The sequence below is a fragment of the Anaerocolumna cellulosilytica genome (genome assembly GCF_014218335.1).
GTDB classification, from domain to species: Bacteria; Bacillota; Clostridia; order Lachnospirales; family Lachnospiraceae; genus Anaerocolumna; species Anaerocolumna cellulosilytica.
In genome coordinates, this window is the sequence record NZ_AP023367.1 from 1,510,595 (window position 1) to 1,535,948 (window position 25,354).

Annotated in this window: 24 protein-coding genes and 1 pseudogene; 12 read left to right on the forward strand and 13 right to left on the reverse strand. The window is 34.5% G+C overall.

The features are described from left to right. Window positions 1-3 precede the first annotated feature (3 nt). The 3 genes from acsn021_RS06590 to acsn021_RS06600 are packed head-to-tail and all read right to left on the reverse strand — an operon-like array spanning window position 4 to window position 1,555. Window positions 4-699 carry an ABC transporter ATP-binding protein gene (locus acsn021_RS06590; protein ID WP_184092867.1) on the reverse strand — a complete coding sequence of 232 codons (696 nt, stop codon included), beginning with the start codon at window positions 697-699 and terminating at the stop codon, window positions 4-6. 11 nt (window positions 700-710) lie between these two features. Next, window positions 711-1,109, reverse strand: coding sequence for a DUF3021 family protein (locus acsn021_RS06595; RefSeq protein ID WP_184092866.1), 399 nt, complete (start codon window positions 1,107-1,109; stop codon window positions 711-713). Next, entirely contained in the window at window positions 1,106-1,555 is a 450-nt protein-coding gene (locus acsn021_RS06600; protein WP_184092865.1) for a LytTR family DNA-binding domain-containing protein, read from the reverse strand. Before acsn021_RS06600 ends, acsn021_RS06595 begins: the two co-directional genes overlap by 4 nt. A 571-nt stretch (window positions 1,556-2,126) precedes the next feature. Here acsn021_RS06600 and acsn021_RS06605 point away from each other — a divergent pair. Both acsn021_RS06605 and acsn021_RS23135 read left to right on the forward strand, forming a co-directional pair. Further along, window positions 2,127-2,609: a CBS domain-containing protein gene (locus acsn021_RS06605; protein WP_184092864.1), complete on the forward strand. Its 483-nt coding sequence runs from the start codon at window positions 2,127-2,129 to the stop codon at window positions 2,607-2,609. A gap of 133 nt (window positions 2,610-2,742) precedes the next feature. Next, a pseudogene (locus tag acsn021_RS23135) lies at window positions 2,743-2,972 on the forward strand (ABC transporter substrate-binding protein); the annotation flags it as partial. 467 nt (window positions 2,973-3,439) lie between these two features. On the opposite strand, the gene acsn021_RS06615 reads toward acsn021_RS23135, so the two are convergent. Next, window positions 3,440-4,590, reverse strand: a protein-coding gene (locus tag acsn021_RS06615; protein WP_243168001.1) for an IS3 family transposase whose coding sequence is annotated in 2 segments (ribosomal slippage) — window positions 3,440-4,332 and window positions 4,332-4,590 — 1,152 coding nt in all. Because the reading frame shifts where the segments join, the coding sequence is not laid out codon by codon here. A 277-nt stretch (window positions 4,591-4,867) separates the two neighbouring features. Between acsn021_RS06615 and acsn021_RS06620 the strand changes: the two genes are divergently transcribed. The 6 genes from acsn021_RS06620 (at window position 4,868) to acsn021_RS06645 (ending at window position 12,866) form a co-directional block, all read left to right on the forward strand. After that, window positions 4,868-6,454, forward strand: coding sequence for a transposase (locus acsn021_RS06620; protein WP_184096195.1), 1,587 nt, complete (start codon window positions 4,868-4,870; stop codon window positions 6,452-6,454). A gap of 257 nt (window positions 6,455-6,711) precedes the next feature. Continuing rightward, on the forward strand, window positions 6,712-6,987 hold the full coding sequence (locus tag acsn021_RS06625; protein WP_184092429.1) for a PqqD family protein: 276 nt from the start codon (window positions 6,712-6,714) through the stop codon (window positions 6,985-6,987). Then, complete coding sequence (locus acsn021_RS06630) at window positions 6,988-7,992, forward strand: radical SAM/SPASM domain-containing protein (RefSeq protein ID WP_184092430.1); 1,005 nt, start codon at window positions 6,988-6,990, stop codon at window positions 7,990-7,992. A 170-nt stretch (window positions 7,993-8,162) separates the two neighbouring features. Further along, complete coding sequence (locus acsn021_RS06635; protein WP_184092431.1) at window positions 8,163-9,965, forward strand: ABC transporter ATP-binding protein; 1,803 nt, start codon at window positions 8,163-8,165, stop codon at window positions 9,963-9,965. Then, on the forward strand, window positions 9,952-11,718 hold the full coding sequence (locus acsn021_RS06640; RefSeq protein ID WP_184092432.1) for an ATP-binding cassette domain-containing protein: 1,767 nt from the start codon (window positions 9,952-9,954) through the stop codon (window positions 11,716-11,718). Before acsn021_RS06635 ends, acsn021_RS06640 begins: the two co-directional genes overlap by 14 nt. A gap of 152 nt (window positions 11,719-11,870) precedes the next feature. Further along, window positions 11,871-12,866 (forward strand): ABC transporter substrate-binding protein, encoded by a 996-nt coding sequence (locus acsn021_RS06645; RefSeq protein ID WP_184092433.1) that lies wholly within the window; start codon window positions 11,871-11,873, stop codon window positions 12,864-12,866. A 99-nt stretch (window positions 12,867-12,965) separates the two neighbouring features. Here the strand turns inward: acsn021_RS06645 and acsn021_RS06650 are convergent, their stop codons facing one another. The 3 genes from acsn021_RS06650 to acsn021_RS06660 form a co-directional block, all read right to left on the reverse strand. Next, window positions 12,966-13,301 (reverse strand): DUF4366 domain-containing protein, encoded by a 336-nt coding sequence (locus acsn021_RS06650; protein ID WP_408626136.1) that lies wholly within the window; start codon window positions 13,299-13,301, stop codon window positions 12,966-12,968. A 77-nt stretch (window positions 13,302-13,378) separates the two neighbouring features. Beyond that, the gene (gene pcrA / locus acsn021_RS06655; protein WP_184092435.1) at window positions 13,379-15,724 is read right to left on the reverse strand and encodes a DNA helicase PcrA; all 2,346 of its coding nucleotides are present in this window, start codon (window positions 15,722-15,724) and stop codon (window positions 13,379-13,381) included. A gap of 149 nt (window positions 15,725-15,873) precedes the next feature. Continuing rightward, on the reverse strand, window positions 15,874-16,098 hold the full coding sequence (locus acsn021_RS06660; RefSeq protein ID WP_184092436.1) for a DUF6774 domain-containing protein: 225 nt from the start codon (window positions 16,096-16,098) through the stop codon (window positions 15,874-15,876). Between the two features lie 165 nt (window positions 16,099-16,263). Between acsn021_RS06660 and acsn021_RS06665 the strand changes: the two genes are divergently transcribed. Continuing rightward, window positions 16,264-16,887, forward strand: a complete 624-nt coding sequence (locus acsn021_RS06665) for a DUF1836 domain-containing protein (protein WP_330601755.1) — start codon at window positions 16,264-16,266, stop codon at window positions 16,885-16,887. Between the two features lie 496 nt (window positions 16,888-17,383). On the opposite strand, the gene acsn021_RS06670 is transcribed toward acsn021_RS06665, so the two are convergent. Together acsn021_RS06670 and acsn021_RS06675 are read right to left on the reverse strand one after the other, a co-directional pair. Next, on the reverse strand, window positions 17,384-17,698 hold the full coding sequence (locus acsn021_RS06670; RefSeq protein WP_184092437.1) for a YerC/YecD family TrpR-related protein: 315 nt from the start codon (window positions 17,696-17,698) through the stop codon (window positions 17,384-17,386). A 154-nt stretch (window positions 17,699-17,852) separates the two neighbouring features. Continuing rightward, window positions 17,853-18,239, reverse strand: a complete 387-nt coding sequence (locus acsn021_RS06675) for an FMN-binding protein (RefSeq protein WP_184092438.1) — start codon at window positions 18,237-18,239, stop codon at window positions 17,853-17,855. A gap of 325 nt (window positions 18,240-18,564) precedes the next feature. On the opposite strand from acsn021_RS06675, the gene acsn021_RS06680 reads away from it, so the two are divergent. Beyond that, window positions 18,565-19,755, forward strand: coding sequence for an aldo/keto reductase (locus tag acsn021_RS06680; protein WP_184092439.1), 1,191 nt, complete (start codon window positions 18,565-18,567; stop codon window positions 19,753-19,755). Here acsn021_RS06680 and acsn021_RS06685 read toward each other — a convergent pair. From acsn021_RS06685 to acsn021_RS06700, 4 genes are all read right to left on the reverse strand, one after another. Next, window positions 19,748-20,773, reverse strand: coding sequence for an ABC transporter permease (locus acsn021_RS06685; RefSeq protein WP_184092440.1), 1,026 nt, complete (start codon window positions 20,771-20,773; stop codon window positions 19,748-19,750). The genes acsn021_RS06680 and acsn021_RS06685 overlap by 8 nt on opposite strands. Continuing rightward, window positions 20,770-21,510: an ABC transporter permease gene (locus acsn021_RS06690; RefSeq protein ID WP_184092441.1), complete on the reverse strand. Its 741-nt coding sequence runs from the start codon at window positions 21,508-21,510 to the stop codon at window positions 20,770-20,772. The genes acsn021_RS06685 and acsn021_RS06690 overlap by 4 nt, the downstream gene beginning before the upstream one ends. 126 nt (window positions 21,511-21,636) lie before the next feature. After that, a complete protein-coding gene (locus acsn021_RS06695; protein ID WP_184092442.1) occupies window positions 21,637-22,392 on the reverse strand; it encodes an ABC transporter ATP-binding protein in 756 nt (251 codons plus the stop codon). Between the two features lie 138 nt (window positions 22,393-22,530). Beyond that, window positions 22,531-23,253: a PadR family transcriptional regulator gene (locus acsn021_RS06700; protein WP_184092443.1), complete on the reverse strand. Its 723-nt coding sequence runs from the start codon at window positions 23,251-23,253 to the stop codon at window positions 22,531-22,533. Window positions 23,254-23,437: 184 nt separating this feature from the next. Here acsn021_RS06700 and acsn021_RS06705 point away from each other — a divergent pair, with 184 nt between their 5' ends. Both acsn021_RS06705 and acsn021_RS06710 read left to right on the forward strand, forming a co-directional pair. Beyond that, entirely contained in the window at window positions 23,438-24,787 is a 1,350-nt protein-coding gene (locus acsn021_RS06705; RefSeq protein ID WP_184092444.1) for an amidase family protein, read from the forward strand. A gap of 38 nt (window positions 24,788-24,825) precedes the next feature. Beyond that, entirely contained in the window at window positions 24,826-25,332 is a 507-nt protein-coding gene (locus tag acsn021_RS06710) for an ATP-binding cassette domain-containing protein (RefSeq protein WP_184092445.1), read from the forward strand. Window positions 25,333-25,354: the final 22 nt, after the last annotated feature.

A 25,354-nucleotide genomic window follows, 5' to 3' on the forward strand; every position in this document is an offset into this window, starting at 1 on the left:
ACTTTACCCCCACACCATATCTTTAGCCGAGATTGGATTTTCGTTCCTTACATCCTTATGTATTAAACCATTGTTCATTGTAAGTATACGATCAGCCGTTTTCGCAATTTGGGTATTATGTGTGGCAAAAAGTATCGTCATGCCGAAAGCAGACTTTAGGCTATGAAGAAGTTCAACCACTTTTTTACTGTTTTCTTCGTCCAATGCGCCTGTTGCTTCATCACAGAACAGTAAGCGCGGTGCTTTGATAACAGCTCGTGCTATGGCAACACGCTGTTGTTGGCCACCGGAAAGCTGCGCAGGAAACTTAGCTAAAATACTTTCAATTTCAAGCATACGAACCAGCCGGTCAAAAGAAAGCGGTGTTTTGCCGGAAGCAATACCGATTTTAATATTTTCTTCCGCTGTAAGATTATTTAGGAGCATATAGTTTTGAAACACATTGCCTACCTCCGAGCGTTTCCACTTCGCAAGCTGTGACTCTGAATAATTAGAAATAACTTTATCCTCGTACCATACCTTACCAGAAGTAGTCTGTATCAGACCTGAAAGAATATTTAATAAAGTAGATTTTCCAGAACCACTTGGTCCTAAAATTACGGTAAATGTATTATCGTAAATAGTAAGCGAAATACCATCAACAACACTTTCTTTTCCATATTTTTTCTTAACGTATTCGGATTTTAAAATCGCTATCATTACCCATCTCCTTAATTTGGTTTAGTATTGCGTCTTTTTAGTAAAGTGTTGATTGTATCAATTTCCTTCCGAATGCGGAATATGTTCAAAAGTAGACCCACAATATAGATCAATATGGACATTATAATAAGCATCCATAATGGCGTGCTGGTATACCAATGAAAGATACATCCAAAAGAAATAAGAACGATTATAGCATAGCCAATATCGAGTGCAGTTTCTACGACAATATATTTACTTTCAAACTTGCGTGTCAGTAAATAACCCAAATGGATTACTATATTTGCGGCAAGCGATTGAAAAACGCTGCTGATACATATAACTTTTGCACCGGAAAGCATCCCTATAAATGAGAGAAGTACAAGTGTAATACCTGTTGTGGACATTATATTTATAATGGTTCTTCTCATAAATTCGAACCCTCCTGTAATGCCTGTTTTATATTATCGAGGTATTTTCGTGTTATATAAAGTCGTTCGCCATTTTTTAGTGTTGCTTCCATTCGGCTGTTTAACAGTGGCTTAATGTAATCAAGAACATTTAAATTTAATACACAAGCTTTGTTTATTTGAACAAACCCCAAGTGAGCTAAATCTTCTGCTAATTGATATATGCGGGATTCCGTTCGGTAAACACTTTGCTCACAATAAACAAATGTTCTTTTATCTACACTTTCAAAGTAATAAATATCAGAAGTATTTACAAGTTTGTCACTATTGTCCAGCCTGCATTTTATACGAGTATTTATGGATTGCAACATGGCAGTAATTCGCTTCACATCTTTATTCATTGTTGCATACTTAATTAATATTTCAATCTCATTTCTTGATAAATCCTGTTCCAGTTTTACAATCATCACATCACCTGCTCTTAGTGTATAGAAAAACATTTGGCATATCAACGGGTTCTCTACTAAGATACAATAAATGGATACCCAAATGCAACTTGTTCTTAAAATAGACAACGGAATTTCCAATCAGACCTAAAGGATTGAATATACAAACGAAGTGATGTTATTGAGAATCCTTGTATAGATATGCAAGTAGAAACATACGGACATCTAAAAAATGGCAGTTATAAGAAAATAAATGAAGCATTCATTGCTTTATTGGTAAGGATTCATAATTGATTCTTTAAGAAGTATTTAGGCAATTCTTTTATAGGTTTATTTAATACAAGCTAAATCGTTACTGCAAAGTAGAAAGAATTAAAACGTTTTTACATATATTTTGTTTAACTTTATAATTTTTTTATATCTTTCATAGTAATCTTTACACATTTTCTATTAGAATCTGTTATAATAGAATGGAATTGGTGTTGAGGATATCACTTAATACTTACATTAGAAGAAAAGAAACTACATGTATTTGAGAACCAGTATTGTTACTTGCACGTAGAATCAAAATATATTTTAAGGGGCTTATTTTATGCAGTTATATTCAAAAGATACAAAAAAACAAGATACGCACTCAAGCAACCACGAGAATAGTTTTTTAGGTAATGATCGAAAAAACATACTTTTTTTATTAACGCCAAAAGCTTCTGTAGAATTTTTACTAGATAGCAGTCCCTTACGTCAGGGGCTTGAAAAAATTAAGTATCATAGATATGCCGCGATACCCGTTATTTCAGAAGATGGGGCTTACATTGGAACGGTCAGTGAGGGGGATTTTTTATGGCATATGATGGATAGCAATAATTATTTGATAAAATCACAGGAGAATTCCTTGATTTCTGATATTATCAGAAAAGGCTGGAATCCCGCCGTTAAAATAGATACAACTATGGAGGAATTGCTCTTGCGTATTATGGAACAAAATTTTGTCCCTGTAATTGATGACAGAAATAAATTTGTAGGGATAATAACACGTAAAGATATAATAAAGTATTATTGCAATTTATCAATATAATAAATGAATTCAAAAGGTGAACCCCGTAACCTAGGAATATGTAGTTTTAAGGCACGCCTTGTTAAATCCTGAGAAATATAACTAGATTTTGTTAAGTTATAGTTCCCAGGATTTTTAATATCACATACTACGTAATGAAGTAGCACATTCTATTTTTTATACACCTCAATATGAGCAATCGAACAGGGGTATTTTAAAGACGAAGGCCTTGATGTGAAATTGGTAAACGGACTTGGTGCAGATAAGACAATGACTGCGGTCTTAAGTGGAGATACTGATATGGGGTTTATGGGGACGTAAGCAACAGTATATGTGTATAATGAAGGAAATGAAGATTATGTCGTAAACTTTGCACAGCTGACATAGCGAGCTGGAGTACGCCAAGGTATAATGTAAACTTTGAGTCTATTATATTGGTATGTAATTGGATTAATAAGATTATTAGTCATAATAATAAGCAATTACCATCAGATTAAAGTAAATGATGAATAGTATGCTAGATAACCAGAGATATAGTATGTATTTGTACCTATGGGAATATAAAGATTATGAATATGTTGAAAACGTTGGTAAATATAGAGGAGTAGTAAAGTTAACAGTCTCTAATGATAGAATAGAATAACATGTATTACAAAAAAAACCAAGTCATATATTGACATATAAGGGAAAATAATGTATATTGTAAAACGATAAAGGTTTATAAATACATAGATATAATGGACAAGATATAAATTATTATTAATTTATATCTACAATAAAAGAAAGGAAGTAATGAACTATAGTCAAGTAAGTAGACACGATTATTAGAAAAAACTTTCTGGAAACAGTTACTAAGCTTGATTCCAGAAGAGTTCCTCCTTTTCATTGGGTGTTAGCATTCCAAGAGAACTGTGTGGTCTTCTGGAGTTATAGAAACCTTCAATATACTCAAATACAGATAGCTGCAGCTCCTGTAAAGAGTAATAGGTTTTTCGGTTGGTTTCTTCTTTTTTCAAATATTTGAAGAAACATTCACAGCAGGCATTGTCGAAGGGATAACCTTTCTTAGAAAATGACTGCACTACATTAAGAGAATCCAATAACTGTCTGAATGAAAATGCAGTATATTGAGATCCCCGATCAGAGTGGAACATGAGGCCTGTAGGGTATTTCCTTTTATCATAAGCTTTTTTGAATGCAGTCATTACCAAAGTGACATCAGGTCTTGCTGAAATGTTCCAGGAAATGATTTTGCGAGAAAATAGATCCATTACAATACAGAGATAATACCATTTCCCAGAAACTTTGATATAAGTGAAATCACTTGCCCAGACAATGTCAGGGGATTTCTGGTTGAACTCCTGATGGAGATGATTGGTGCAATTGCCAGTATCTTTATGCCGATAGTTACGATATGGCTTCACCGTTGACATTCGTGGTAATTGAAGTGTTTTCATCAGGCGGTACACTCGTCCAACACTGATGTGAATGCCATGATCACGCTGGAGGACATAAGTAATCTTATATGCACCAAGACGCTTGTTATAATCGGCGTAGATATGGAGAATCCGTTTGGCTATCTCCTGATTTTCCTTGGTGCGTTCAGCAGGTACTGAGTGAAAATGCTTATAATAGGTACTTCTGTTTACACCTAATACATTGCAAAGAATCTTTATGTCATGCTGAAAACGAAGCTTATGAACAGCATCTAATCGTTGCTGGAGTGTGGCGTGAAGATGGCAATCGCTTTTTTTAGTATGAGGAGTTCCTCCTCAAGCTGAGCATTGCGTTTTTGAAGATCCTTCACTTGTTTGGCGGTCAAGACCTCGCCATCATCCGTTTTGACGGTTGAGTATTGCTTGATCCAACGGGTAAGAGCGGTTAGGGAAACACCGTATTCTTTACAGAGAGCAGCCTGTGTTTTACCGCCAGATTGATAAAGGTTAACGAGAGTACGTTTGAAGTCCTCGTCATACCGTGTTCCAGTTTTACTTGTGGACATGAGTAGATACCTCCTTTTTTTGTCTACTTAATTGTAATATATGGTTACTTATCGTGTCCACTTTTATAATATAGATCCATAAATATCATGAATTATGTTAAACCAGAAGTAAAGGAAGTTAAGGTGACAAAGCCTAAAATAGTTATTATGTGTGCTCCTTGTAGAGGGAAAAACACTAGTTCGATTAATTAATAATTAAAGGGGCTGTAAAAAAACTCCCCTAAAAGAAAAATCGCTGAGGTCATGAGACTTCAGCGATTTTTTGGTATAATTAATTATGCAAATAAATAAAAACACCAATGATAATTATACAGTACGTCAGCTGAAATTACCATTGGAAATCGAAAAATTAATTAATATATCTGATCCAGTATACACGTTCTGTGAGGTGATGGATCACATCGACCTATCAAAATATTTTGTAGAGAAAGGCTACAGAACAGGTCGTCCAAGATGTGATGAACAGAAACTCCTTAAAGTGATACTCTTTGCCTTCATGGAGCACGGAATTAGTTCTCTGCGTGAAATAGAAAAACTCTGTAGGAATGATATACGATACCTGTATCTTCTTGATGAGATGAAGGCTCCTTCTTTTGCGACCTTTGGCAATCTTATACGCAATGAACTAACAGATTCCATAGAACAGATTTTTATTGACTTAAACAGTTACATTTTTGAAAAGGAGCATGTGGACCTGGAGCATACTTACATAGATGGAACAAAAATGGAAGCGAATGCCAACCGATATACCTGGGTATGGAAAAAGTCTTGTACAAAAAACCGAGGAAAGGTTTATGAAAAGATATCCACGCTAATTGATGCAATGAACCAGGAAGTATTAGGATATTTCGGTGTAAAACTTGATAAGAGAGATGAGTATGCTGTCGAATATGTATCTGAACTCTTGGAAATGTACAAGAATGCAACAAATCTGGTGGAATCCACGTTTGTATCTGGTTGTGGTCATAGAAAAAGCCTTCCGCAAAAACAATATCAGGAATTAGAGGGGTATCTAGAACGATTAAAGACATATGCACATCATATAGAAGTTTGTGGCGATGAAAGAAACAGTTATTCCAAAACCGATCACGATGCCACTTTTATGCGCATAAAACGGGATTATATGGGGAATGATCAGCTTCTCCCAGCGTACAATCTACAGACCGCTGTCTGTGATGAATATATAGCGGTAGTTGATGTAAAACCATATGCATCAGATATGGAATGCTTTGTTCCTTTGATGGAAAAATTCAATGAAATCTATGGTCATTATCCAAAGTATCCAGTTGCAGATGCAGGCTATGGTTCCTATAATAACTATCTTTACTGTGAAGAGCATGGGATGGAAAAATATATGAAATTTACCATGTTCAAAAAAGAAACATCCGATAAGAAGTATCATGAAAATCCATATCGCGCAGTCAACTTTAAAAGAGACGAGAATGGAAATTTAATATGCCCAAATGGAAAGACTTTTCACTTTAAAAGCAAACAACATGTCTATAAAAACAAATACAGCAGAACCGAAGAAATCTATGAATGCAAATCATGTGAAGGCTGCCAGTTTAAAAACGATTGTTGTCCTAAGGCAAGCAAAAATAGAACTATTCGAATGAATCAGGAATTAACATCAATACATCAAGAGGTAATGACAAATCTTGAATCAATACATGGCGCACTGTTGAGAATGAATCGTAGTATTCAAGCGGAAGGAACCTTTGGTATTTTAAAATGGAATAAATCCTACAAAAGATTATTTCGAAGAGGTGAGAAAAACGCAATTCTTGAACTCACACTGATTTCTTGTGGTTTTAATCTTTATAAATATCATAATAAAAAACAGAGAAACAAGTTGGCTGCTTAAAATCCAAGAACTATACTCACAGCTTTATTAAGTGCACGCTTTTTTATGGAAAAATCAATCATAATCATAAAAAATAAATAAAAAAAAGAAGAATCACCAGAACCGGCATCTGTCGGAACTGGCGATTCTTAATTAAGGACTTATTTTACAGCCCCTTTTTATGCAATTCATTCTAAGCTTTATGAACTAATAAAAACTATAAAGTAAAATTCTAAATCTCATTATAGTAAAATCTGAAGAAAATTTAGGTATATACAATGGAAGTTATAATAAGCAAAGCACTATCATGGCAAATAATAGATGGTACATTATATATTATTGATGAGCATACAAAAAGGATGTTTTTATTAAATGATGTAGCTGTTTTTATATGGAATTCAATATGTAATAAAGATTCTATTGACACTATGATAAAAAAGATTACTAGCCAATATACAGTCAAAGAAGAAATAGTAAGATGTGATATTATAGAAATATATAATGATTTACAAACAAAAGGATTAATTGAATTAAAGAATAAAGAGGTACTATAGATGGACAGTGAAAATCAAATCTCTTCATTAAATAGCTTGACTTATGAAAAGGGATTACCATATTCAGCATCTATTGAATTAATTACTAAATGTAATTTCAAATGCATTCATTGTTATATAGCAGAACATAACAAAGAAATGAAAGCAACAGATGTAATTAAAATTCTAGATGAATTAAAAGCATTAGGAGTATTGGATTTGACTTTAACAGGTGGAGAGATATTTTTACTTAAAGATATAATGAATATTATTGAATATGCAAGAAAAATAGGGTTTCGAGTTACATTGTTTACTAACCTCTCTCTCATGAATGAGGAAATTATTAAGAAATTATCGGAATTGTACATAACGGAAATATCAACGACTGTTTTTTCTCTTGATTCAGGAATTAATGACAAAATTACTTGTATTAAAGATTCACTAAATAATATTATGAAAAATATATTGTTAATTAAACAATATAATATTCAGCTAGAAATTAAAGTTCCAATTATGGATTATAATTATAATTCATATATAGAAATAAAAGATTTTTGCATTGAAAATGGGTTTAGATTTAACTATAGTACTGCTATTACAAGTAAAATAAATGGTGATACGAAAACACGTAAATATAATATATCAAGTACTGATTTAAATAAAATTATAAAAGAGTTAGATAATGTAACTAGTAACAAATTTAAATCAGATGATTATATTTGTGGAGCTGTTAGAAATAATATACATATTGATTGTTTTGGCAATGTATATCCTTGCCTTTCGCTACTATACAAATATGGTAATATATTTAATGATACTTTAGATAGCATTTGGAATAATTCAAAGCAAAAAAAATATTTGAATTCTTTACGAAAGAAAGATTTTTTATTATGTACAAATTGTAATATAAATGATAAATGTGTAAAATGTCCTGGCATGGCATTATCAGAAGATGGTGATTTGTTTGGTTGTTCATCTTTAGATCAATGCCTAGCAATTGCTAGGCAGAATATTCTTGAGTTATAAAAGTCAAATATTAATGAAGTAAAATAATAAAAAATAAGACCAATTAATTTTTGATTAACTAAAATAAAGGTGCTTAATAAAGCATCTTTATTTTAGTTAATCAGAGGAGAGGAAACTATTTAAATTAAAAAAATATGTAAAGCTGTAAACAAAACAAGACAGGAGCAACTATGAAGCTAATAAATAAAACTTATAAAATGTATGATTACATAATCATTTCATACAAGATTTCTAAAATAAATACAATTGGTATGGCTTTTCTGAAAACATTAAGCGCCTGTTTAGCGAGTATAATGGTATTAGTAACAAGCTCTTTTATTAATAATCTAATTAGCCAAAATAGTATTAAAAACATAAAGCTAAATTTTCTTGCTTTATTGATTACTATTGGATTAAATTGGTTAACTAATGCAATGTATAAGTTTATTCATTTGAAATTATTATTAAAAATTAACGAAACCTTAACAATAACCATTACTGAAAAAAAGGGAGCTCTAGCCTATTCTTATATTGAAAATCCAGAAACGTGGGAATTGATGGAGAGAATAGGAGATGATCCCTCTGAAAGATGGATAAAAGGAATAAATAATATATTGGATCTTTTAGTATTTGTTATACAAGCACTTGGCTTACTCATAATTATTGGTTCTAAAAATTACATTATCGCTAGTATTATATTAGCTCTTTTAATACCTTTCTTTTTTATATCAATAAAAAATGGACAAGAAGATTATGATGCCTTTGAAACTTCAAGTGAATACTTTAGAAGAGCAAAGTATTTCAGAAAATTAATCTCATCTAGAGATAATGTTGAGGAGAGGACACTTTTTCAATATAATGAGTTTATAAATAGAAAGTGGTCTAATCAATTTTTGAAGGCAATTAAAGTTGAAATGTTAGCAAATCGAAAAATATTTTCAAGAGTACATATTGGAAATATTGGTATTTTATTCATAACTTCTCTAATTACATTTATATTAGTAATACCGGTAAAACAAGGAGAGATGTCAACCGGACTTTTTATAGCTCTTATAAAAGGTATCACAAGTTTTATTACTAGCATTTCATGGAAGTTTGCCTTGGTGATGATGGAATTGGAGAAGAGTAGGCTATATTTAAAGGATGTAACAGCATTTTCACAGTTAAATGAAGAACAGGGAATAACTAATTTAACAGCAAGTATGGGACAGGAAGAAACATTGAATAGTATTGAATTTATTAATGTAAGTTTCTGCTATCCAGGAACCAATAAGAAAATATTAGATAATTTCACAGTTATTCTTGATGGATTAAAAAAATATGCATTTGTGGGGTTAAATGGGGCAGGAAAAACAACAATAATTAAATTGTTGACGGGTTTATATGATAACTATACAGGTATAATACGGATTAATCAAAAAGATATCCGTGATATAGAGAAACCAAAATTGAAGGCATATTTTTCAATAGTATATCAGGATTTTGCCAGATATGAAATATCGATTAGGGAAAATATTATTCTATCTTACTATGGAAAAGGATTATTTAAAGAAGCAAGCAATATTCAACTGGAAACAATTATGAAAAATCTTGGAATGGATAATTTGTTAATTAACTTAAAAAACGGAATAGATACAAAAGTTGGGAAATTGGAGGAAGGAAGCATAGATCTATCTGGCGGTGAATGGCAAAAAATAGCTATTTTACGTTCACTAGTTAACAATGCTCCTATATATATTCTAGACGAACCGACTGCTGCCCTTGATCCGGTAAGTGAATATGAACTGTATAAGATATTTTATGAAATTATAAAAGAGAAGTTTGCAATATTTATAACGCACAGACTGGGAGCTGCTAGAATAGCAGATGAAATAATAGTCATTAATAATGGAACAATTGAGGAGCAAGGAAGCCACTTAGAATTAATGAAAAAAAATGGACTCTATGCATCTATGTTTGAAACCCAAAGGAGTTGGTATAATGAAGGCAATTAATAATTGTTATAGCTTTATTATTAAAAGTGTAAAAGAAGTATTTACTGTTTCAAAAGGATTATTTCTTACAATTTATTTGGTTGCATTTATTCAGGGGATTCTAAATTCATTCCCAATTATTTTAATGCAGGTGCTTTTTGATCAAATAGAAAAGATATCATCAAGTCAAATATCTGTATATAGCGTACTACGAACTATATTTATTATGTTTGTGGTAAAATGCATTATTCAAGTCATGGCTGATTTAGGTAATTTTTTGTATGAATATCATCATATGAAAGTAATACATAAATTAACAAATAGATTGAACAATCACATAGGTTTAATTAACGCAATATCCTTTGAGGATAAAGAATTATTGGACCAAATTGAAAAAGCATATCAAGGCACTGGGCAGGTAAGAAAACTTGTTGATACAGTTCTTATGTTACTGCTAAATTATTTACCAAGTCTAATTGTAGTTGGGGCATATTTATATAAAGCAAAGCCTGTACTGATAATTATATTATTATTAATATTTTTACCAGTACTTATATCTGAAATTTCAAAAGCAAAGCTATTTACAGATTTGGAAGATGAATTGGCACCCTTAAATAGAAAAATTCAAACATATAATGATTACTTAATAGGAAGAAAGTTTTTCAAAGAAACAAGATTACTTGGAACATTTCAATTTTTTTTAAAGAGATTAAATGAAGCAATTAAGATTCGCAATGAGGCAATGTGGAAGATTACATTCATAACAGATATTCGTGAATTAGGAACCAAATTTTTATCTCTAGGTGGCTATATATCTATATTAATTATCTTATATATATCTGTCTTAAAGAAAGAAATCAGTATTGGATACTTTGCGGCAATTTTTACATCGTTGGATAGTCTTTTTTTTATGATGGAGGAAATAGTAAGTAGCTTAGTAGGAGGAGTAGCACAGGTAACTGGTAAAATAAAAAATTATTTTAAATTTAGAGAAGTGACGCCCCTTACAAAAGAGGGAATTTCTTTAAAATATCATGATTCAATAATTCTTGAAAATGTATGTTTTTCTTATCCAAATAGTTCTAATATAGCTTTGCATAACGTTAATTTAAAAGTGGGTAGAGGGGAAAGTATAGCAGTAGTAGGAGAAAATGGATCGGGAAAAACAACCTTAGTACGATTGCTAGCTGGAATTTATTCTCCGACTGATGGTAAAATTTTTTATAATGGAGTAGAATCAAATAAATATAATCCATTTGAATTATTCTATAATACATCAGCGGTTTTTCAAAATTATGGGAAATATGATTTATCTCTTGAAGATAATATAAAAATTAGTAATTTGGACAGTGACAAAAATGTAGATTTTATCCTAAATGATTTGGAAATGGAGATTCCCAAAGGTATTTATCCAGAAGGAATTAAAACAATGTTATCTAGGGAATTTGGTGGAATTGATTTATCAGGAGGTCAATGGCAAAAAATAGCTATAGCAAGAGGCGGGTATCGAGATAAAGATTTACTTTTATTAGACGAACCTACTTCTGCAATTGATCCAATTGAGGAAGCAGTATTGTATACTAAATTTCAGAAGTTGATTCGTGGAAGAATGAGTTTTATTGTTACGCATAGATTAGGGGCTGCAAGAATTTCTGATAAGATTATTGTCATGAAAAAGGGGAAGATAGTAGGAATAGGAAAACATATGGAGTTGTTAAATACCTGTGACGAATATAAAAAAATGTGGCTAGCACAATCGGAACAGTATACTTAACCTAACCGAATTTGTTGAATGAAGATAGATATTACAAACCAATATATAAAATGGTATTAAAACAATAAGCAATTTTAATAGATAAGACATGCACAAAAACTTTTACTTCCCAATATACATATTGTAACAGCTTAATTTCAAGGAGACATGAAATGAAGAAAAAGGGATTAGCAGCACTGGCCATTTTAGTTCTTATGGCAGTGCTTTTACCCGGTTGCGGCAAAAGTAACGGGAATCTGATAAAGGTCCAGTTAAATGAAGTAGCACATTCTATTTTTTATGCACCTCAATATGTTGCAATAGAACAGGGATATTTTAAAGACGAAGGCCTTGATGTGAAATTGGTAAACGGACTTGGAGCAGATAAGACAATGACTGCGGTCTTAAGTGGAGATGCTGATATCGGATTTATGGGGCCGGAAGCAACAGTATATGTGTATAATGAAGGAAAAGAAGATTATGTCGTAAACTTTGCACAGCTGACACAGCGAGCCGGTAATTTTCTGGTTACAAAGGATAAGAATGAGACGTTTACCTGGGATAATGTGAAAGGTAAGACAATTGTCGGCGGGCGAGCAGGTGGTATGCCTCAAATGGTTCTTGAGTATATACTAAAGAAAAATGGTATTAATCCCAAAGAAGACCTTACCATTGTACAAAATATTGATTTTGGTTTAACTGCCCAGGCATTTACGGCAGGCACAGGAGATTATACAATGGAATTCGAACCAGGCGCAACTGCCTTAGAAAAGGAAGGTACTGGTAAAGTGGTTGCTTCACTTGGTGTAGAAAGCGGTAAAGTGCCCTATACAGCATATGCTGCCAAGAAAAGTTACATTGAAAAAAATTCCGAGGTTATCCAGAAATTCACCAATGCGATACAAAAAGGTCTCAATTATGTAAATGCCCATTCTCCGGAAGAGATAGCCAAAGTCATTGCACCTCAGTTTAAAGAAACGGATGCGGATACGGTGCAATCTATTGTTACCAGATATTATGAACAGGGTACTTGGAAGGATAATACCGTATTTGAGGAAGAAAGTTTTAACTTGCTGCAAGATATTTTACAGGAAGCGGGAGAACTGTCGGTTAGAGCTCCATATGATGATTTGATTAATACAGAATTTTCAACGAAAACGGCAGAATAAACTTAAATAAAGGTATTAATAACATTAGAATAAATAAGGATACTGGAGTAGGTTGTTCTCCAGTATCCTGCCAAATGCATTTTATTTATTTTCAATCATTTAATTATCTTCTGAAGAAGTTTCGCCAGCGCTTGTAGAAGTAGCTTTATCGCCTATGTTGGATTCGCAGTCACAAGCTTCTACATCGTCAAAATCGTCATCGAAGTCGTCGTCAAAGTCATCATCGAAGTCTTCCAGATAGTCCGGTGTCAGGTATTTGTATACAGCATAGGCAATACCTGCTACAGCAGCAACAGCACCAATAACAGCTAATATTGTAAGGACGCAGTTCGTATTTTTCTTTTGTTCTGCTTCTTTCCTGTGTAATAATTCACCAAGTTTAGCTGCGTTAAAAAGTTCTTCAATCTTATTGTTCATTGTTGCACATCCTTTCATGGTAAAATAAGTTCCTTTCTATTATACCACGATAAGAGGATTTTTACTATAGAATTTCTGGAAAATGTATGAATAAACTACAGTTTTTTCAATTTTGCAAAGGAAGCTAACATTTTTTTTGTACCAAAATTTGAAAAATCAACGGTTACCTCATAATCTCTTCCCCCGGCATTAATATTAGTAACAATACCGGTACCAAATTTGATATGGGATACCGTATCACCGATTCCATAGTCGACGCTGCCCAGATTACTGCCGCCAAACTCTTTTGGAGTGGAAGCAGCATATGGTTTTTGAAAAATGTTGTCACCCAGTTTACTGTTATACGCAGCTTGCTGGCGGCTGGTTCCGGAAGTTCTACTGCCTGCTGGTGTAACCCCGGCCGGTCTTAATCGGTCATTCATATTCGGGGACAGGCTTTGGTAAGAATTACTTTTTAAAGAATTGCTTTTAAACGGATTCTTTTCCATCGTCAGCAGAAAACGCGGTATCTCATTTACAAACCGAGAAGGGCGGTTAAACTGGGTCTCACCTCGTATCATTCTCATAGCAGCCGCACTTAAGCCCAGCTTTTTCATAGCTCTGGTAATTCCAACATAGCACAGACGTCGTTCTTCTTCAATTTCTGTTACAGGGTCATCAGCATGAATGGACATGTAGCTTGGAAAAATACCTTCTTCCATTCCACATAGATAAACATATGGGAACTCCAGACCTTTAGCACTGTGTAAGGTCATTAATACCACCATGTTATTGTCTTCCTTGAGATTATCTATATCCGCAACTAAAGCAACTTCTTCTAAAAACTCGCTTAAAGTGGGAGGTTCGTCCGCATTTTCTTCAAATGCAGCAATCTTACTTTTAAATTCTCCGATGATTTCCAATCTGTCTTCAGCCTCTTGCGAATCCTGCGCTTCCAGATTACTCGTATACCCGGTAGCCTCTAAGATTTCATCCAACAAATCGGTTAAGGTATAAGAAGGATTGGTAAGATTGGATTTTAATACCTCAATCAAGCTGACAAAAGGTGAAATTTTAGCTGCTGTTCTTCCAAGCGTAGGAATGTACTCGGCCTGTTTTAAGGCTTCATAAAAGCTGATGCCGTTTCTGATAGCATAGTCTTCTACCTTATCAATGGTTGTCAGACCGATTCCCCTTTTAGGAATATTAATAATACGTTTGACAGCAAGGTTGTCCAAACCATTGTCTATGGTTTTTAAATAAGCCAGCAAATCTTTAACTTCTTTTCTGGAATAAAAATTAATACTACCAATTATCTTGTAGGGGATGTTTTTTAGAATTAACTTTTCCTCAAAGATACGGGACTGGGCATTGGTACGGTACAAAACAGCAAAGTCCTGGTAATTTGCCTCACCGCTTGATATGGTATTTGCGATTTCAGAGACAATACTATCGGCTTCCTCATAATCATGGTCAAATTGAGTAAAATATATCGGATCACCCTCTGGATTATCTGTCCATAAGGACTTGTCTTTTCTTCCTACATTGTTACTGATAACTTCATTGGCGGCCTGCAAAATCTTCTTTGTTGAGCGGTAATTCTGCTCCAGTTTAATAACTTTTGCATTAGGGTATTCCTTTTCAAAATTAAGAATGTTGTAGATATTAGCGCCGCGGAATTTATATATGGACTGGTCATCGTCACCAACGACACATAGGTTATGTTCTCTATAGCCGTCTTCGTTGATTCCATCTGCCAGCAGGCTGATTAACTTAAATTGAGCTGTATTCGTATCTTGATACTCATCCACCATTATATAGCGGAATCTTTGCTGATAATAGGAGAGGGCTTCTCTGCTGGTTTGGAACAGCTCAACAGTTTTATAAATTAAATCATCAAAATCCAGAGCATTGTTGGATTTTAGTCTTTTCTGATATTCTTTATATACACCTGCCAGCTTAGTTTTGTTAAAATCCCCCACGGCTCTTAATTCATACTCTTCCGGAGATATGAGTTCATCTTTAGCTGAGGATATAATGGAAAGTAAGGCACGTTCCTTGTAGGTCTTGGTGTCAATCTGTAAATGTTTGCACACATCTTTCATAAGGGTTTTCTGGTCATCGGTATCATAAATAGTAAAGCTCCGGTCATACCCCAAAACGTCTATAAAGCGTCGTAGAATTTTAACGCAGGTGGAGTGAAACGTACTGACCCAGATATTTTCTGAACCATAACCGACTATCTTGTCAACTCGTTCCCTCATTTCACTGGCAGCTTTATTAGTAAAGGTAATCGCGAGGATATTCCAGGGGTTTACATCATGGTGTTCCATCAGGTAAGCGATTCTATGGGTTAATACCCTTGTTTTGCCGGAACCTGCACCTGCCAGAAGCAATAAAGGACCTTTATTGTGTTCTACAGCCTCACGCTGCATGCTATTTAGTGTATCATATATACTCATGTATCTTACCACCTGACTTATGTATTTGTATTTTAAGAGGCAGTTATGGCTGTTTTTGTACCATACATACCCAATTTCCAAACATATGTTTAAATTATAACATGGATTTATAAGTGATACAACCCGTAACTTGCCAAAACCTATGGTTGTTAACTGGTAATAATAATGCTGGAAGTGTTTCCTGAATCGGTGCCTTCTTCCACATCAAAACCTTTCTTTCCTTCACATTGCTGTCTTTGAATTGATATGGTGGCAAGTGAACTGGCTATTTGAGAAAGGATGACAGCAGTTAGGTCAATCTCATCCGTAGTTCTATCTTTTGCAATTGCAATCGCCAGGGAAGTAGCGAATAATGTTAACTCTTCCGGACACATAAAATCACCTCCTGTATAATATATGTCAGGTTTAAGTAAGGGTGCCAATGCTTATAAGATATAAAAGAAATATATGATTCGAGAAATAATGTATATGCAAATCAAGAAATAAATATGTTTACATCTAGTATTAAATACTATATAATAAACTAAGAGGTGATAAATGTGGACGTGAGTAGCGATGATTACTTGCAAAGTTTAATTGAGACTATTAAAAAGTTGGATTATATTAATCCTGACGATATACCGAATATAGATTTATACATGGATCAGGTAACAACCTTTATGGATGAGCATCTGAAAGGTTCTAAGCGATACAGTGAAGATAAGCTGCTTACAAAGACCATGATAAATAATTATACAAAGAATAATTTACTGCCTTCTCCGAATAAAAAGAAGTATTCGAAAGAACATATTCTTTTGTTAATTTTCATCTATTATTTTAAGAATATATTGACGATAAGTGATATCCAGCATATATTTAATCCGTTAACAGAGAAGTACTATGGAGGCGGGAATAAAGAAATTGGCTTAGAAGCCATCTATAAGGAAGTCTTTAAATATGAAGAAGATCAGATGGATAATCTATTAAAGGATGTAATACGTAAATTCAATAAGTCCAGAGAAACCTTTGAAGATGTTAAATCTGAGGAGGACAGAGAATTTTTGAACACTTTTTCTTTTATCTGCATGCTTTGCTTTGATGTATATGTGAAAAAACAGATGATAGAAAAATTAGTTGATGAATCCATTCTCGATGCTAAAAAGAAAATAAAAAAAGAAAAGTAAGTAATCAGCCGTAGGATTTTGGTGTCCTACGGCTTTTTGTGCTCCCAATAGCACCTTAAGAGCATCGTATTACACCTAATAACCAATAAATAGGTGAAATCAATGACTGCATGAACCATAGTAGTTTTCCACAGTAAAATAATCCTCCAATAAAGAGCAGGCTGTCATACGTACAACAAGGATGATGGATCTTCATTGGAGGATTGTTAAGAATAGTGTCTCATACCTAGAAATGCAGAGGGCTGAATCAGCCCTAATTACGTTATATATAAAAGATAGGTAGTTGCGAAACAATCATTTTTAAGAGGTGAATGCAGGCAAAGAATTTCGTAATTGATTCAAGAGATACCATTTAAGGTAAGTACTATGTAATTTATGCCAAAGCATGATTAAAATAGTAATCTAGTCTTGTTAACAAGACAGAAGCGGCTCTCTTTTGATTAGGAACTAAAAAAAGCCGGAACAAAGTTCCCTGCTCCTTTGACATATTGTTATACTATTCTATCTCATCCTCAGTATCTTTGATTTCTGCTATTCTTGAAAATACCATATCATATCCGTCTTTTCCATAATTTAAGGAACGGTTTACCCTGCTGATGGTAGCAGTGGATGCACCGGTTTTTTCTGCGATTTCTAAGTAAGTTTTATGATTGCGAAGCATACGTGCTACTTCAAAACGCTGAGAAAGGGATAATAATTCATTAACAGTACAAATATCTTCAAAGAAAGTATAACATTCTTCTGAATTCTTCAAACTTAATATGGCTTCAAATAAATGGTCCACAGCAGAGGTTCTTATATTTTTACTCATATTTTAACTCCTGATTATGTGTATTATTAATTCATTTTAACACGATAAAGTTATAAAGTAAAGGGTTATTTTCAGCATTAATGAAAATAAAAAAACACTCCAATATTAAAGCAGTGATATAGGAGTGTTTGGGAGTTAGTATTCTATTATAGAACTACTTTAAGGCTTCTGTATCAACACCACCTTTTTTTAAGGCTTCTTCCGCTGCTTTAATAACAGCTTCACTGGTAACCGTAGCTCCTGAGATTGTATCAACAGTAAGGCTCTGCTTTGATACGATTGCTTCGGCGACTTTAGGTGCCGCCGCACCGCCAAGCTCAGGTGTCTCTTTTGGTGCATCTACTTTAATATTGCCAATTTTACCGTCTTCCGTTAAGGCAACCTCAACGGTAACATCCCCGCCATATCCGGCAGCAGTAGCAGTATACGTTTTATTCGTATTATTACCAGTGTTGGTCTTTGCGCAGCCGCTTAAAAAAGCACTGAAAACTATAACTGTTAATAGTACTGAAACTGTGGTTTTATTAAATAATAATTTCATGTGTAAAACCTCCTGTATAATTAATTAACTTCTATTATTATAATCAGAAAATAATATTTCAATCATAGATTTTAAACTATCTTAAATTACAAATGAAATAGTAGTTAATTGAACACTTATTTTATGTGATGCTATTCTGTGTTTTTTTCTGCTTTCTAATTGAATCAAGGAGGTTTATTACTTGCTAATAGGAAATAAGAGTGAAAAAGATTTATTAGCAGTAACTTATTGTTAAAAATTGGATAATATATTGACATCAAAAAACAGAATGTTATACTTATCATAAATATATACCACTACAAACCAAGATTAGGAGTTATTATTTGTGAAAACTAGAAAAAATGTAAAGAATACGGATGAATTATCAATACTGGGCTTTGGATGTATGCGATTTCCTACCCAGGGCGGTAACATTGATGAGCCTAGAGCAACGGCTATGCTTCATGATGCAATTAAAAAAGGTGTCAATTACTTTGACACAGCCTATATCTATCATGCAGGAAAGAGTGAAAGCTTTTTAGGGAAAGCCTTGGCAGGCGGATTACGGGAAAAAGTTTATATTGCCACAAAGCTGCCTCCCTACATGGTTAAAAAGCTAGAGAATGCCAAGAAAATTTTCAGAACACAATTGGAGCGTTTGCAAACCGATTATATAGATTATTACCTATTACATATGCTGACGGACAAGCCCATGTTTGACAGGTTACAGGCTCTTGGTGTAATGAACTGGCTGGAGGAATTAAAAGAGAAAGGAACGATTAAAAATATTGGTTTTTCCTTTCATGGCAGTAAAACAGACTTTGAGCTTATATTAAAGGCTTATCCCTGGGACTTTTGCCAGATTCAATATAATTACATGGATGAGAATAACCAAGCAACAAAGTCCGGGCTTGAACTAGCAGGAACCATGGGAATACCTGTTATTATCATGGAGCCATTACGGGGCGGCAAGTTAGTCAATAATCTTCCGGAGGAAGTAAAGAAGACCTTTGAAGATTATAAAGAGGTTCGTTCTCCGGCAGAGTGGGCGCTGCGCTGGGTATGGAATCATCCCCAAGTTACAGTTTTACTATCGGGTATGAGTGATGAAGCTCAGGTTGCTGAAAATATTCGGATTGCCGGAGAGGTAGAGGCAGGAGCACTTGGTGTAGAGGAACTTTCAATTTTTGATAATGTTAAGAAGATTCTGTATGAGAAGACCAAAATTCCTTGTACGGCATGCGGTTATTGCATGCCATGTCCGGCAGGGGTGAATATTCCCGGTTGTTTTTCCAGTTATAATGACAAATACCTGTTATCAGATAAAATGGCACGCTTTAAGTATATGCAGACACTGGGAGCATTGTCGGTGCAGCCGGCCAATGCATCCCAGTGTAAGGAGTGCGGCAAATGTGAAGCGCACTGTCCGCAGAATATTCAGATAAGAGTTCAGCTAAGACAGATATCAAAGGAAATGGAAGGTATTTTCTATAAACCTCTGGTGGGACTTGTTAGAAAGTTTTTAAGAATTAAGTAAATGATTTTTTGTTATAGTTTGTGCAGGTAATTGCCAAGAAAAGGAATAATACAATAAATATAGTTAAAATCAGTAGAGAATAATTGTTAAACAGTCCGGAGGCTCCTTGCTCAACATTGGTGACGGATTCAAGAAACCAGCGGATTGGGCTGACAATACTAATATGCTGTAGTAAATCAGGCATCTGCTGATAAGAAATGAAGGTACCTCCAGTCAGAGAGAACAGTAACACAATTCCGCTGGAACTTTGATTGGCATACATATCATTTTTAAATAAAGAAGCAATCCAAGTGGCAAAGGATGCCGCAAGTCCTGACAGCCAGATACCTAAGAGCAACAGGAGGTTGTAGGAAATTCCAAGATTAGGTATCAGAAGTTTGGCAAGGGTGATTCCAAGAAAAAACTGTAGGTACGTAATTAAAAAGTTATAGAGCATATTGCCTAAAAGATAGCTAAAAGTATGTCCAGAGGAGTACAAGTATCTTAAGAAGGTGCCTGAAATTTTATCTTTTAGAAATAGAGTGGCACTTAAGGTTGAAGTAATCATTAGAAACGTAAGTAAAAAAGCAAGTATTTTTGATACAGGTGACACCTTGATGTTGTCTAAATCAAATGAAACTGTGGCAGTGTCCATGTTGAGGGAGGCATCTACAAGAATTTCAATACGATTGATGACTTCTTTGTTCCTGACAGAGTGTAATAGATAGCTCCCATCTGGTCGAAACTCCACAATAGCAGTAAAGTTACCGGTTCGAATATCTGATTGGAGGGTTTCTGACCCGGTTAGCGCTGCGCTTATTCCTTCCAGGTTATTACAAACAGATAAAAGGGTATTGCTTTTGTTTGTCTGATCGTTAGACAGTATGCCAACCCGATAGCTAGGAGTACTTATTTTACCGGATATAAAACCTAGCAGGACAACTAAAACAGGAAGGAGCAGAGATATAACGAAAGTGGATTTTTTATGTATATTCCTTTTATAGTGCATAATAAAAACAGTTAACCAGACAGGTTTCATAGAATAGCCTCCTTTTTAAAGTGCTTTATGGTTAGGAAAAGTAACAGTATGCTTAAAAGTGTAAAAATAAACACCAACAGAGTAAGCAGAGTATGCTGGTTATCATAGACTGCTTCAAAGATACTCCGGTTAATATAGGTCATAGGTGAGAGTTTGCGTAGAGTTGTTAAAGTGAGAGTATCAGAGGCTATCGGGAAAAAAGAACCGCCTGTTAATCCCCCTAGCATAATAGGAAGATTTAAAAAGTTCTTCAATACTTCCATTTTGTGAAAAGCATATCCCAAATTCAGTCCGATACCAGTTACGACAGCAGCTTCCAGAGTTAATAACACTGCACAGGGGATAAAACTCCTGGCTATAGGTAACTGGTATAATAAAACATTAAGTCCCAGTGTTATAATATTACAAAGGGCTAAAATGATAAAAGAGGATAGAAATTTCGCTAAAACCAGTGCGGCATTGCTTGTGGGAGCTGTCAGTAAACGGCAGGAGGTATTTGAAAGTTTATCCTCTTTCGCTACATAGGCAACGGTGATAATGCCCATTAAGGCACAAAATGGTATTATAACCAACGTATAATATTGGTAAGAAGTAAATTCCTTGCTGTAGGATTTTTGGGTCAGGTAGCCTAAGAGAAGAATTATAATAGTAGGAAATAGTATGTTATAAAAGAGAATAAAAGAATCTTTGCTTCTTTTACGTAATCCCAATAAAAAAAGTGGTAAAAAAGTATTCATAACTAAACTCCTTTTCATGCATTTTATTCAAGTTAGTCAATTGCCAAACGCTATTTTTTTAAAGACAGTTTTACAATAGACTATTTTTTACAACTAAAAAACACTAAGGGTTGATATATCTAGCATTCATTCATTTGTATCCCGTAAAGCAGTTCCTGTTAGTTTCAAAAATATATCCTCAAGAGAGCCGGTTCCGAGGGCTTTATGTTTTATTTTGTAATCAGCCTTATTGGTATCTTCTAATATAATCCCTTCATCCATTAAAAGGATCCGGTTACATAGGGCTTCAATTTCTTCCATATAATGAGAAATGTATATAACAGTAGTGCCTCTTTGATTTAAGGTTCTTACAGTATCAAGTATATGATTTCTGGACTGGGGATCAATTCCTACAGTAGGTTCATCCATAATTAACAGTTCCGGGTGGTGGGCAATGGCACAGGCAATATTCAATCTGCGCTTCATACCCCCAGAAAAGGTAGTGGGAAAATCCCCTCTTCTATCCCAAAGTCCTACAAAATTCAAAGCTTCTTTAACCTGCTGTTTTAGTTCTTTTCTTTTAAAACCATAAAGGGAGCAAAAGAAGGATACATTGTCATAAGCAGTCAAATCCTCGTAAAAGGCCAAATCCTGAGGGACGATACCCAAAGAACGTTTGTAAACTTTCAAATTATTGTGTATGTCTTCCTTTCGGTAATATATTTGACCGGTATCAGGAGGGAAAAGAGCTGTTAACAGTTTGATGGTAGTGCTTTTGCCGGCGCCATTTGGACCAATAAAGCCTATAATATCCTTTTCAAAAACCTGAAAGGAAATATTGTCTACAACCTCCTTTCCTTGATATGATTTTTTTAAATTTGTCACTTCTAATGTAGTTTCCATAGATCCTCCTTAAAATATAATGTATAACGTTGCATATCCAATATTGGATATATGTGCCTTTAAAAGGCTTTTACCAATAGGATAAGAAGAGAAGTGATTCATCTATTCTAATGTTTATTGTGTAATAGCCATTATAATTTATGGTGTTTTGTTATGGAGTCTTGTGATTAATTTATCCAGGTTTTCTACCGCGCTGGCAGGGTTTGTGAGAATTTCATTCCGCAATCTTTGAATCTCTGCTATATCCATTGGCACAGTCTCCTGTTTGGGTGTATCGGGAATATCAGAAAAGTCAATGGTTTGTATGAGTTTCTGAGTGTTCTCTCCAGCCAGCCGGTATATATCAATATTTGCAAGAAGCTCTTCATGCCAGAGGATTTGATATGCAAGGCTGCTAATGGTCATATCAAAGGCAAGTTGCTCGGCCTTTAAGCTGTTACTGTCAACTTTTGCCGCTTTCCACCACTCCCAATATTCCTTTTCCTTCTGTAATTCGTCAATATGTCTTTGCAGGTTTTGCGCCATGAGGGATTCAGGCACCTGATTTAGGAAGCTTTGCAGCAGAAACTTATCTGAGCCGCTAGGAACAATTGGACGCTGTAATTCTTCCAAGAGGCCTCTTTGTAATTCTTCTTTGCCAGAATTGGTTATATCATAAATTTTACGAACCCTTGCTCCGGTTCGTTCTTCACGCAGAACTTTGATAAAACCCTCTTTTTCTAATTTTGCTAAAGCATAGTAGATAGAACCGGATTGTATCTTTGCCCAGCTGTCAGATCCGGAAATCTGTAAAAACCTTTGAATCTCATAGCCGTGAGTTGGTTTTATATTTAGATAATATAAAAGTAAAGAGCGTATCATAATCGGCCTCCTTATATCATTTGTTGGGTATTATATAACCAATGTTGGATACTGTCAAGAAGTCTTTTTGAGATGACCGGTATAAATACTTATAAAATGGAAATTTTACAGTTTATAGTGTTATATTTGGGATGGTGTACTATTAAAACGTGAGTATAGAAAAACAGAAAAATGGAGGGCAGCTATGAGAAATATTTATCAATTTACTATAAATGAGCTTCAAATTTTGTTGCAGTCAAAGAAAATTTCAGTAAAAGAACTGGTGAATGAATATATTAAGAGGATTAAGACTTTGGATAAAGGGTTAGATGGACTTAACAGTATAATAGAATTAAATCCTGCTATAGAAGAACTTGCTAATAAGGTGGATGAGAGAGGGGTTAAAAATAGTGGAACGCTTGCAGGAATACCTATTTTATTAAAGGATAACATAAACACGGGTGATACTATGCATACTTCAGCGGGTTCTCTCGCACTGGAGAATTCTTATGCTATACAGGATGCAGATATAGCAAGACTTTTGAGAGAACAGGGTGCCATATTCCTTGGAAAAACGAATATGACAGAATTCGCTAATTATATGACGGAGGGAATGCCCGCAGGATATAGTTCAAGAGGTGGGCAGGTTATATCTCCATATAAAAAATCAGGAGACCCATCCGGTTCCAGTACCGGTTCCGGAGTAGCAGCTGCCGCAGGTTTTTGTGGTGCAGCTATTGGTACAGACACCTCTAATTCCATAGTAGGGCCAAGCTTAAATAACAGTTTGGTTGGATTAAGACCAAGTGCCGGAAGTATAAGTATAAAAGGAATAATACCTATTAGCTTTACGCTGGACGCGGCCGGTCCTATGGCGAGGTCAGTAATTGACACAGCAGTTTTGTATTCCGTACTTACGAAAAGTTCCATTCCCTTAGTGGAAAGCTATAATCTTTCAGGAATTACAATTGGAATTAACAGGTGGAGGGGCGACACTTTGACAAAAGAGGAATGGTCAAAGTATGAGGAGGTTATAACTATGTTAAAAAAGGCAGGTGCCAAGATAAAAGATATAACCATAGAACCTATCAAATTTGTTAAAAAAATAATGAAGTATGAATTCAAGTATGGATTAAATAAATATCTGTCTGAATTACCCGCCACCTTTCCTATTCGCTCTTTAAGCGATATCATAGATTTTAATAACAGACATCCTGAAGTAAACTTAAAATATGGACAGAAGTATCTTATAGAAGCCGAAGAGGAAACAAGGGGGGATTTACAGGAAGAAAGTTATAAAGAGGCATTAAATGACAGGGTTGCTGCCATCCAGCGTATAAATAACATCTTTCGAACGATTGACATGTGTATTATGTTAAAAGACAATAACATACTTCAATATACCGGTATGCCTGTTATTACCATACCTTGTGGTTTATATAAAAGCGGAATGCCCTTCGGTCTGACTGTAACGGCAAAATCCGATAGGGAACTTATCCAATACGCTTTTATACTAGAGAAACTGGTGGGACACAGAGTGGAACCGCCTTTATAAAGGATAGATTGTTTATGTCAAGGAACGCTTAAATTCATTTGGAGGCTCTTTCGGTATTCTCTGGAGGTAAAACCATAGGTATTCTTGAAAGCTTTTGTGGATCTTCTTTAGCAGCAGGTTACTATTGGCTGGACGGCGGAATCACAGCTGGGGAATTTGTAAATTGTATTATACTTCCCATGTTCCTAACAGGGCTTTTAAGTAGTTTATTTATTGACTTGACCTCATATAAGAATTTCATGCTTTCTAAGAGGTCTATAGATACACTGAGGTTAGAAGAGGAAGAAAACGATTCCGGTAAAGCCTTTAAACCGAAGGAAAATACCATTCAATTATATAATGTATCCTTCGCATATGACAGGGAACCGATACTAAGGAATGTAAGTTTCACTGCAAAGAGTGGAGAGTTAACAGCTATTGTGAGAGAATCAGGCTCCGGAAAATCCACTCTTTTAAGCCTTTTGGCTAAATATTATGAAGCTTTAGAGGGGATATTACTATTGGTGGAGTCAGTATTAAGGGAATATGAACAGAAACCGTATTAGATAAAATATCCTGGATATTGAA

Excerpts from the sequence above, each read along its gene's own strand:
- acsn021_RS06590 (WP_184092867.1), bottom strand. The coding sequence starts at position 699 with ATGATAGCGATTTTAAAATCCGAATACGTTAAGAAAAAATATGGAAAA.
- acsn021_RS06595 (WP_184092866.1), bottom strand. The coding sequence starts at position 1,109 with ATGAGAAGAACCATTATAAATATAATGTCCACAACAGGTATTACACTT.
- acsn021_RS06600 (WP_184092865.1), bottom strand. The coding sequence starts at position 1,555 with ATGATTGTAAAACTGGAACAGGATTTATCAAGAAATGAGATTGAAATA.
- acsn021_RS06605 (WP_184092864.1), top strand. The coding sequence starts at position 2,127 with ATGCAGTTATATTCAAAAGATACAAAAAAACAAGATACGCACTCAAGC.
- acsn021_RS06620 (WP_184096195.1), top strand. The coding sequence starts at position 4,868 with ATGCAAATAAATAAAAACACCAATGATAATTATACAGTACGTCAGCTG.
- acsn021_RS06625 (WP_184092429.1), top strand. The coding sequence starts at position 6,712 with ATGGAAGTTATAATAAGCAAAGCACTATCATGGCAAATAATAGATGGT.
- acsn021_RS06630 (WP_184092430.1), top strand. The coding sequence starts at position 6,988 with ATGGACAGTGAAAATCAAATCTCTTCATTAAATAGCTTGACTTATGAA.
- acsn021_RS06635 (WP_184092431.1), top strand. The coding sequence starts at position 8,163 with ATGAAGCTAATAAATAAAACTTATAAAATGTATGATTACATAATCATT.
- acsn021_RS06640 (WP_184092432.1), top strand. The coding sequence starts at position 9,952 with ATGAAGGCAATTAATAATTGTTATAGCTTTATTATTAAAAGTGTAAAA.
- acsn021_RS06645 (WP_184092433.1), top strand. The coding sequence starts at position 11,871 with ATGAAGAAAAAGGGATTAGCAGCACTGGCCATTTTAGTTCTTATGGCA.
- acsn021_RS06650 (WP_408626136.1), bottom strand. The coding sequence starts at position 13,301 with ATGAAAGGATGTGCAACAATGAACAATAAGATTGAAGAACTTTTTAAC.
- pcrA (WP_184092435.1), bottom strand. The coding sequence starts at position 15,724 with ATGAGTATATATGATACACTAAATAGCATGCAGCGTGAGGCTGTAGAA.
- acsn021_RS06660 (WP_184092436.1), bottom strand. The coding sequence starts at position 16,098 with ATGTGTCCGGAAGAGTTAACATTATTCGCTACTTCCCTGGCGATTGCA.
- acsn021_RS06670 (WP_184092437.1), bottom strand. The coding sequence starts at position 17,698 with ATGAGTAAAAATATAAGAACCTCTGCTGTGGACCATTTATTTGAAGCC.
- acsn021_RS06675 (WP_184092438.1), bottom strand. The coding sequence starts at position 18,239 with ATGAAATTATTATTTAATAAAACCACAGTTTCAGTACTATTAACAGTT.
- acsn021_RS06685 (WP_184092440.1), bottom strand. The coding sequence starts at position 20,773 with ATGAAACCTGTCTGGTTAACTGTTTTTATTATGCACTATAAAAGGAAT.
- acsn021_RS06690 (WP_184092441.1), bottom strand. The coding sequence starts at position 21,510 with ATGAATACTTTTTTACCACTTTTTTTATTGGGATTACGTAAAAGAAGC.
- acsn021_RS06695 (WP_184092442.1), bottom strand. The coding sequence starts at position 22,392 with ATGGAAACTACATTAGAAGTGACAAATTTAAAAAAATCATATCAAGGA.
- acsn021_RS06700 (WP_184092443.1), bottom strand. The coding sequence starts at position 23,253 with ATGATACGCTCTTTACTTTTATATTATCTAAATATAAAACCAACTCAC.
- acsn021_RS06705 (WP_184092444.1), top strand. The coding sequence starts at position 23,438 with ATGAGAAATATTTATCAATTTACTATAAATGAGCTTCAAATTTTGTTG.